Source organism: Nonomuraea lactucae (assembly GCF_003313395.1).
GTDB classification, from domain to species: Bacteria; Actinomycetota; Actinomycetes; order Streptosporangiales; family Streptosporangiaceae; genus Nonomuraea; species Nonomuraea lactucae.
This window is the reverse complement of record NZ_QNFZ01000941.1, coordinates 1-9,259: the sequence shown is the minus strand read 5'-3', so window position 1 is coordinate 9,259 and position 9,259 is coordinate 1. Positions and strand designations below refer to the sequence as shown.

8 protein-coding genes are annotated in these 9,259 nt (G+C 68.0%); 5 read left to right on the top strand and 3 right to left on the bottom strand.

Annotation, left to right across the window (positions count from 1 at the left end):
• On the bottom strand, positions 1–180 hold a 180-nt coding region (locus tag DQW85_RS44970), incomplete at its 3' end, for a hypothetical protein (protein ID WP_205315589.1).
• Positions 181–648: 468 nt separating this feature from the next.
• On the opposite strand from DQW85_RS44970, the gene DQW85_RS32790 reads away from it, so the two are divergent.
• The gene (locus tag DQW85_RS32790; RefSeq protein WP_113703656.1) at positions 649–1,836 is read left to right on the top strand and encodes a glycoside hydrolase family 64 protein; all 1,188 of its coding nucleotides are present in this window, start codon (positions 649–651) and stop codon (positions 1,834–1,836) included.
• A 194-nt stretch (positions 1,837–2,030) separates the two neighbouring features.
• On the top strand, positions 2,031–2,639 hold the full coding sequence (locus DQW85_RS32785; RefSeq protein WP_113703655.1) for a TetR/AcrR family transcriptional regulator: 609 nt from the start codon (positions 2,031–2,033) through the stop codon (positions 2,637–2,639).
• Positions 2,640–2,710: 71 nt separating this feature from the next.
• On the opposite strand, the gene DQW85_RS32780 is transcribed toward DQW85_RS32785, so the two are convergent.
• Positions 2,711–3,043 carry a hypothetical protein gene (locus tag DQW85_RS32780; protein ID WP_113703654.1) on the bottom strand — a complete coding sequence of 111 codons (333 nt, stop codon included), beginning with the start codon at positions 3,041–3,043 and terminating at the stop codon, positions 2,711–2,713.
• 178 nt (positions 3,044–3,221) lie between these two features.
• Positions 3,222–4,385: an FAD-dependent monooxygenase gene (locus DQW85_RS32775; RefSeq protein ID WP_205315588.1), complete on the bottom strand. Its 1,164-nt coding sequence runs from the start codon at positions 4,383–4,385 to the stop codon at positions 3,222–3,224.
• 1,377 nt (positions 4,386–5,762) lie between these two features.
• On the opposite strand from DQW85_RS32775, the gene DQW85_RS32770 reads away from it, so the two are divergent.
• From DQW85_RS32770 to DQW85_RS32760, 3 genes are all read left to right on the top strand, one after another.
• A complete protein-coding gene (locus DQW85_RS32770) occupies positions 5,763–6,053 on the top strand; it encodes a hypothetical protein (RefSeq protein ID WP_162795562.1) in 291 nt (96 codons plus the stop codon).
• 641 nt (positions 6,054–6,694) lie between these two features.
• Complete coding sequence (locus tag DQW85_RS32765) at positions 6,695–7,027, top strand: hypothetical protein (protein WP_162795561.1); 333 nt, start codon at positions 6,695–6,697, stop codon at positions 7,025–7,027.
• Positions 7,028–8,021: 994 nt separating this feature from the next.
• Positions 8,022–9,095: a S1 family peptidase gene (locus DQW85_RS32760; RefSeq protein ID WP_113703651.1), complete on the top strand. Its 1,074-nt coding sequence runs from the start codon at positions 8,022–8,024 to the stop codon at positions 9,093–9,095.
• The last annotated feature ends 164 nt before the right edge of the window (positions 9,096–9,259 follow it).

Sequence of the window (9,259 nt, the reverse complement as noted above, 5' to 3'; positions counted from 1 at the left end):
CCGCAGCCCGCCCGTCACCAGGCGCGCCGCCCGCTGCCCCTTGTCGCGCACGCGCGCCCGCCGCGCCCTCCCCCGGTCGGGGTCGCAGAGGTACTCGGCCACCGCTCCCGCGCAGGCCCCGACGGCCCCGGCCGCCGCGGCCTCCCGTCCCGACCGCCGATCACCACGAGGTTTCCGCATGCCAACCGCCTCCCCCGAGCGGACCACGGCCCATCCGGGACCGGCTACCCGGCGCACCGCCCCGCTAACTGTCCGCCCCTCCTCACTTGGGCCCTGGCCAGGCTTCAGATGAGGTGTGGGTGGACCACGGTCGGCTCGCCGGCGGCTCCTCCCACGGCACCCACACCGTCGACGTCCGGGGGCAGGGCGGGGGGTACACGCTGAAGATCCCCATCGGCTGACCGGCCCCGACCCGGACGGCACATAAGGCCGGACTCCGGCAGCCCCATTCCGGCGACGGACGCCCGGGAATCTCCCGCGGCGCACGCACATCATGATCCTCTTTCTCGAGGCGAGCAGGGCAAGTCTCGCGTCAGAGAGCGCTCTTCGCACCCAAACGATCACTAGCCCACTTTAGGCATTGACTTCAGCCGTCAGAAAGTTCCAGGCTGAGAGCGCTCTCTCACACCCCCCACCCCCAGGAGTGAAATGTTCTCCAGAGTCAGGAGCCGCGCACTCGGCGTGGCGCTCGTGCTCCTCTGCTCCCTGTTCCTCGCCCCACGTGACGCCGTGGCGGCGGCGGTCCCGGAGACCATCCCGTTGACCATCAAGAACAACTCAGGCCGCGGCGATGCCGTGTGGATCTACGTCCTGGGCGAGAACCTCACCACCGGGCGGCTCGGATACGCGGACGCCAACGGCCAGTTCCGGGAATGGAGCGGTGGCAGCATCCCGCCGAGCCCCGCCCCCGACGTGTCCATCCCGGGACCCGGCAACGGGCAGACCAAGACCATCCGGATCCCCAAGCTCTCCGGCCGCGTCTACTTCTCGTTCCGCGACAAGATCAAATTCCTCCTGACCCCCACGGGCTTAGTGCAGCCCGCACCGTGGAACCCGTCCGACCCGAACCGCAACATCCTGTTCGACTGGAGCGAGTACACGCTCAACGACAGCGGCCTGTGGCTCAACAGCTCGCAGGTGGACATGTTCAGCGTGCCGCACGCGGTAGGGGTCAGGAACGCGAGCGGCACCGTGAAGAACACCGGCCACCTGGTGAGCAACGGGCGCAACCGGATCCTCGACTCCATCAAGAACCAGCCCGGCGGGTGGGCCGGCCTCATCCACACCCGCTCCGACGGTCTGCGCCTGCGCGCGCTCGCGCCCGGCAAGGGCATCGACGCCGGGCTCCTCAGCCCCACCATCATGAACAGTTACATCACCAAGGCCTGGGACGCCTACCGCACCAAGACCCTGACGGTGATCCCGTTCAGCAGCCGGCCCGACACGCGCTTCTACGGCCGCACCCAGGGCAACGCCATGGTGTTCACCAACGGCGCCGGCCAGACCGTGGCCACGTTCCAGAAGCCGAGCACCGCCAACGTCTTCGGCTGCGACGGCGCCCTCCAGGCCCCCAACGACACCGTCGTCGGCCCGATCGCCCGCACCCTGTGCGCCGCGCTCAACCGGTCGACCCTGGACCGCATCTCCACCCAGCCGAGCACCGACGCGAGCCGGTTCTACCAGGATGTGGTGACCAACCACTACTCCCGGAAGATCCACAACAACATGGTGGACGGCAAGGCGTACGCCTTCCCCTTCGACGACGTCGGCGGCTTCGAGTCCCTCGTCCATGACGGGAACCCCGTCCAGGCCTATGTCACCCTGACCGCGTTCTGAGGCTTTCGCACAGATCGCGGCAAGTCCACGGACCAGGCAGGCCCGTCCCCCCAGCGGGCCTGCCTGGTCCGATCGATGTAGGCTCGCCTGGCCTGCCCGCCGAGCGCGCGGGCCGCTTCTCCGCGGGCATGACCGCGGCACACAGGACCCTGCCACTCTCATAACAAGATTACAGTAATAATGTCATTATGCGAATGAACAGGGCAGCGGCCAAGGAGCGCAACCGCCGGGCACTCCTCGACGCCGCACGCCGGATCGTCGCCAGAGACGGCTACCGCGCCAAGCTCGACGAGATCGCCGAGCACGCCGGGCTCACCACCGGGGCCGTCTACTCCCTGTTCGGCAGCAAGGACGGCCTGCTGATCGCCCTGGCCGCCGACTACTTCGGCCCGCACCACGAGCGGATCACGCAGGCCCTCACTCCCGACATGGACCTCGCCGGGGCGGCCGAAGCGTTCGCCCGCTACTACCGGAGCCTCTGCGACGACCCCGGCGCGCTGGGCCACCTCACGTTCGAGATCAGCCTCTACGACATGGCGCTACGCGACCCCGCGCTGCGCGCCAAGCTCGCCGACTCGGAACTCGCCCACGAGGAGGGCCTCGCCGCCCTGTTCGCCGGCAGGTCCCACGGCACCGCCACCACGACCGAACAGCAGGCCCGGCGCCTGGCCAGAGCCCTCAGGGCCCTGCTCAGCGGCCTGAGCCGGGCGGTCATCCTCGGCCTCCCCGAAGCCGGCACCGAACACTACTTCGCCACCACAGCCCGCGCCCTGACCACCTCCGAGGTCCTCGGCCCGCCCTAGGAGCCTGGCGTCGTGGACACGTCCGCGTGCCCCAGGTCGAGCGGGTCTCTCGCATCGTCGCCCCGGCCTCCTCAGCCAGCGACGCCCAGGTGTGCCGCAGCGCGTGCGGCGTCACCTTCGACTCGACCCGGCCTGCCGCGTGATCCGCCGCACCAGCTCCCACGCCTTTCCCGCGGCAACGGCCGGCCCGCCTCCGCGAACGAGTTGAACCTGGCGGCGTCGTTCTTGATCAGGTACTTGTACCAGGCCGACACCGCCGACATCCGCTGCGCCACTGTCTTCGGTGTCGGCGGATCGTCCCCGGCCTCGACCGCGGTCTCGACCATCCACCGGGCGTACAGCTCGGCGTGCCGCACCGACATCCTCAGCGGGTCCAGCCCGGTGCGCTCGCAGTAGGCAACCACAGCCGGATCGCCCGCCTCGCCCGCCGGTACGCGTCAAGCGTGTTCGGCGACCGGCAGGTCTCTGGACCAGGCGACCTGGGCGGATCTGACCGCAGCGCTGAGCGGCGCAGCACGGAGGGATTCAGGTAGCGCCACCAGCCACAGGCCATCACCTATCGCATCCCGTCACGTCCCAGACTCAGTGCTTGTGCCTGCGCAACGACCCGAGCTTCCCAGTCACTTGACCGGCCCGGTAGAAGAGCTTCGGCGGGACGTGCGGGAGCACCCGGGAGTGCCGATTGCCGAGCAGTGTGATCATCTGCATCGGCGGGAGGTTGATGTAGCGCGGGAGGTTCTCGTACCACTGGGCGCTGTAGCGGGCCGCCCTCCGGGGGCCCCGGAGAGCGGACTTGCGTCCCCGCTCGTAGCGGGCGAGGGCGGACGGGAGGCGCGTGTCCAGGTGCAGCGCGTCGACCAGGCAGGCCGCGTCCGCGAAAGCGAGGGCGGTGCCCACGCCGATGGAGTAGTGGGTGGTATGCGCGGCGTCGCCGACCAGGACGAGGTTGCCGCGATGCCACCTCCGGTTGGTCAGGGTCCGGAAGTTCAGCCAGTGCGCGCTGCCGTCAGCCTGCCCCCGGCCGATCAGCGGGTTGCCGTCCAGTATCTCGGCGAAGAGCTTCTCCAGGAGGGCCAGGCTGTCGGCCTCGTTCGCCCGGTCGAACCCGAGCCCTTTCCAGGTCGCGGGTGAGCACTCGATGACGCAGGTGCTCTGGTCATCGCTGAATCCATAGCCGTAACACCAGATCCAGCCGTGGTCGGTCTCCACGAACGCGAACGTGAAGGCGTCGAAGACCTTGGTGGTGCCGAGCCAGAGGTACATGTCTCGCCCGACCTCCACCTCGGTGCCGAAGTGGTCGGCGTGGCGCTCGCGCAGCACGCTGTTGACACCGTCACCGGCCACGACGAGGTCGGCACCGGCCAGCTCGTCCTCGCCGGCGATCTCTCGCTCGAACTCGATGCGCACGCCGAGGGAGCGGGCCCGCTCGGCGAGGATGTCGAGCAGCCGGCGTCGGCCGATGCCGAAGCCCTCGTCGCCGTGCTCCACCATCACCGTCGCGCGGTCGCGGATGTGCACCTCCATGCTGTCCCAGCGGACCGAGCTCTCGCTGATGGCGCGCGCGGACTCGGGGTCGGCGGCGAGGAGATTGCTGAACAGTTCGTCCCAGTAGGTCACGCCCCAGCCGTACGTGGACCCGGCCGGGTTCCGCTCGTGGACGGTGATGTCATGGGACGGGTCCACCCGCTTCATCAGGATCGAGAAGTACAGGCTGGCGGGTCCGCCGCCGACGCAGGCGACCTTCACACGAGCTCCCTACGTGACGCAAGGTAATCAATTGATGGCATAGAGTAGCAGATGAGGTGACGGCAGGGCGACCTCCTCCCCCTCGGCCACGTTCACGATATGACCAATGATCGGACACCTCACACGTGCGGAATAAGGAGCACAAACCCGCGCGAAAGCAACGACATGACGGGCGCGAAACTTTATGGCCTCCGACGACCGCCACATTTACCGACAAATAGCGCACATTGCCTCTCGCCGAGGATCTCGCCTGCCATGTCGCCAAGTTGGGCTATTACACGTCCCCGGCACCGGAGTTTCCAGGGTTCTGGTTGGCAAACGGCAGAGCGGCCATGCCCCCTGTGCGCCCTGTGCGCCCCTGTGCGCCCTGTGCGTCCTGTGCGGCGGTGGTTCTAGCTGGAGATCGCGTTGGTCCTGCTCCCGTCGGGCGCACTGCTCCTCACCCTCCTCAAGCCCGACTGGATCGAGATGATCTTCAAGGTCGGGCCTGACGGCGGTGATGGAACGTCGTAGATGCCGCCTCGCGCGCGCCGAGCAGGTCCTGGCCTCCAGTCTCACCCGTCCGGAAAGGCGTGGTCCGCGCTGCGCTCGGTCGTTCTGCTTTGTGTCGGGCTGCGCCCGACGCTTGCCCTGCCTGCGAGGATGTTGACCCGCGGCGGCCTCAAGAAGAAGGACACCCCAACACGCCCTTCCGGGGTCCGGCTCCTGCGAACGGCCCACCGAAGAACACGGGCCACCCGTGACTGGGCGGGTGTCAGGCGGCCCACCGAAGGACATGGGCAACGGGTGGGCGGGGCGTGGTACGAGCAGTGGTCCGTAAGCCCGGGAAGCCACTGCGTTCGGTCCGTTACGCGTTCGGTCCGTTACGCGTTCGAGGGCGGCGCAGAAATCCGCCTCGAACGACGCGAAGAACGGCAGGCTCCGCTCGTCGACACTCCCGCCCAAGCGTCCGCGAATCAGTCCCAGCGCGGGCTACAGCTCATACTCCGGCAACTGATCTACCAGGTGGTGGAGTTCCTCCTGCATGCCCCTCACCCACCCGAGTTCAGGTCTCCAGCCCCACGCAGGGCGTCCGGCGTTGCCCAAGAGGGAGTCGCGCGTCTCGCCGCTATGACTATGGGGAGCGGTGGCCACGCACCTGTTCAGCCCCGCCCGTAAACCTTGACCGTTAGTCCGCGGGATCGCCTCCGCCTGCACCCTGGGAATCACCGGTTGCGCCACGAGAGGGAGCCGGTGCCTTTTCTGCGAAGTCCCAGCGAAAGGACAGCGGGCATCGCAACCTCTTGATCTTCACGAGTGCGGTTAGGCAAGCTGTCAAGTCACGGCGGCCGTCGGCCCTGCCGGGAAGAAGGGCTGGCTCAACCCTTGCAGACCACGATGTACCTGCTCGTCATCGGACTCGGCTGCGTGTCAGCCGCGTCAGGGATCTACGCTCTGGCGACGGGCCAGATTCCCCGCCTGTTCCGCCGCAGGCATGTCCACTACAAGCCACGCCTCTACGCCTGCGGCCAGTTGCTCATGGCCTGCTTCACCTGGCTGCTCATGTCAAGCCTGATGCTGATGGATGTACTGCCCCACCAGCTCGCCAAAACGCTTGTCGTCGCCGCGCTCGCATGTGCGTCGGCAGCAATCGTGCTCTTGTTCCTCGCGGAACGGGCTCAGCGCTGAGCAGGCCCTGGCCTCCACTCCCGGAGCCGTGGGCTGCGTCCACGGAAGGGTGTTGTGGTGTCCTTCTCCTTGAAGCCGCCCGGGGTCAATGTCCTCACCGGCAGGCGCAAGCGTCGGGCGCAGCCCGACACCAGGCAGAACGACCGAGCGCAGCGAGGACCTTGCCTTTCCGGGCGGGTGTCAGGCGGCCCACCGAAGGACATGGGCAACGGGGGGTGGGGTGTAGTACGAGCCCGTGCAGCCCTTGCGGCGATCTGCGGCAATTTCGTCGAGGTGGCGACGAGGTGGCTCCCGCTGTTCGGGGCATGTCCCCCCACGGGAACGCCCGTCCAGCGAGAAAGCCCGGCCATGCACTGGCTGGACCAGCGAGACGCTTCCTTGACTGCCCGGCCCCTGCTCTAACCGTCACCGGAGCAGGACTCCCGAGGTGGCCCCTGCCCTCTGGCTTCCGTGGAGAGGGTGGCCACCTCACCCAAACCATGCAAGCCACAGACACACAGTCACGACGCGACTACGGTGAGAGACGTGGGCAAGGACGAGCAGGAGAAGTCGATCTGCGACGTGTGCCTCGGCGCGGGCGGTGAGTGGATGGAGCTCAACGGCCAGAGGCAGAAAGAGCGTAAGTGGGTGTCCTGTAGCACATGTCAGGGCACCGGACGCCGGGGGTAGCCGTGTCCGACCGGATCACCTGCCCCGAATGCGACGGCGAGCGCGGCCAGCAGCTCGGCGGGCTGTTCCTGGCGTGCCGCTTCTGTGGCGGCCTGGGTTGGGTCGGCGGCGCGAACGAGCCCGCCGAGCGCGGCGAGGAACCACCGCCTGAGCCACCGCCCGCCTCCCAGCACAAGATCTGGCATGACCCCTACGTCGCCGCGCAGCTCGACTGCAGGTACTGTCTCGGCACCCGCCAGCTCACCAGCATCGACGAGGAGGCAGGCACCATGGTGACGGCACCCTGCGTCTGCGCGACCGAGTAGCAGCCGACCCGTGGCGAGGTTTCTCGAGGTTGGGGCCCTCGAGGTTGGGGCCCTCGAGGTTGGGGCCTCGTCATTGCCGCCGAGTCCGAGTCGCCGTCATATGGGCCGCGCGGCAGTGCGGCATCGGCTCTCATGCTGCTGCACACCGTCCTGCCCGACGCCGTCGACATGGGTCTTCGTCGGCATACGTCGTCCTGCCGCCGGTGAGTCGGCAACGTCGTCCTCCCGCTGCTGAGTCGGCAACGTCGTCCTGCCGCTGGTGATCGGTGCGTGAGCCCCGGATCTGCGAGCGCGGGGAGGATCGGCTTTCCAGGCAACCCGCCCGTTGCGGTCGCACGCGCATCGACAGGAATCGTGGCCTGTTCCTTGCGGAACGGGCTCAGCTTGAGCTTCTACTCCCGCTCCCCGACCGCAAGGCCGCCAGAGGACGTCGAATCGCCCTTCCCCGAACTCCCTCGAAGCCGCCCGGGGTCAACGTCCTCACCGGCAGGCGCAAGCGTCGGGCGCAGCCCGACACCAGGCAGAACGACCGAGCGCAGCGAGGACCCATGCCTTCCCGGGCGGGTGTCAGGCGGCCCACCGAAGGACGTGGGCAACGACGCCTCCCCCACCCGATCTTCCAGTCTGCCACCTGGAAGCTGGGCTCGCCTGGGACGAGGCGGACGGGAAGATCGGCCCACGCCAGCCACTGACCGCTTTCGTGGAGGGACGGCGGGAGGGCAGGGCCGCCTCACACCATCCACACAGGCCGGCACTTGCGTGAGCGCACCGTGCCCGGGATGCAGCGACGACCAGTAGGACGACAGCGACCCCCGCCCGGCAGGGAGATCACCACCGGCCACCGGCACCGTGTTGGAGAGGGGCCGGAACAGCAAGTGATCAGATTCTGGCCTGGAGGATGGGCAGCCCTACCGCAGAAGTGCGACTCCGTCGATCTACTACCGTTCCGGCCCGGTGACCACCGCCGTCGGGGCGGCTGAGGAAACGGGGTGGCATGATGCTTCTGCCCATCAAACGTCGCCAGACCCGCAGCGCATTCGCCGCGGTCGTGGTGGTCGTGATGACAGGCGGCCTGAGCGCGGCGCCGGCACACGCGTCCCCCGCGCGGGTGGCGCAGGGGAAGCCGAGTCCGGAGCAGGCGCTGGCTCTGGCCGAGCGGCTGGGCAACCGGTCCGCGGGCGCCTACCAGGACGGGAACGGCGACATGGTGGTCACGGTCACCGACCAGCAGGCCGCCCGCGAGGTGCAGCAGACCGGCGCCATAGCGAAAACGGTGGGCCGAGGCGCCAGAGATTTGAAGGCCGTCACCGACATGCTGGCGCGTGACTTCACGATCCCGGGCACGGCGTGGTACGCCGACCCGGAAACCGCTCAGGTCGTTGTCATGGCCGACAGCACCGTCACCGACAAGGACCTCTCGCGCCTGAACGACCTCACCAGGCGCGTCCCGTCCGCCACCCGGATCAGGCGCCAGCCGGGACGTATCGAAGACACGGCCGCCAGCGGGGACAAGATCGTGTCGAAAAGCAAGGTGGTGTGCTCCCTCGGCTTCAACGTGAAGCTGCGCAGCGGTGAAGGAGGCTTCCTCACTGCGGGCCACTGCGCGGACGGCGGCAACTCCTACTGGTTCCAGGACGGGTCGCCCCTACCGATCGGTGGCGTCATCGACAAAAGATTTCCCGGGGACGACTGGGCGGTGGTGCGGTATCTCAAGGACATCCCCCGGCCGGGTGCGGTCAACCTCTACAACGGCACCCTGCGCGACATCGACGGCCCCGGCACCGCCTGGAAGGGCCGCGATGTGGCCAAGAGCGGAGCCAGAAGCTTCGTGACACGGGGCAAGGTGACGGGCGTCGGCGTGACCGTCAACCCCAATACCGATGAGACCGTCTATGACCTGATTATGACCGACGTGTGCGCCGTGAATGGTGACAGCGGCGGTGCGCTCTTCTCTGGCAGCAAGGCGATTGGCATTGTGAAGGGCGGCGAGAATACTAATGGCCGATGCGTGACCTTCGCCCAGCCGGTGAACAAAGTGATCGAGCAGACCGGCGTGCAGATCTACTGATCGATCCTGCCGACGTGGGACCACTCCGCGCCCGCACTCGACTCGTGCTCGACGTACGCGAAGGCGAGCATCAGCAGCAAGGCGAAGCGTATCCATTCAGGCCTGCCGCTGAGCTGGGCGTCTGGTTTGAGGTAGACCCGCCGGTTTCCGCTGAATACGTAGAT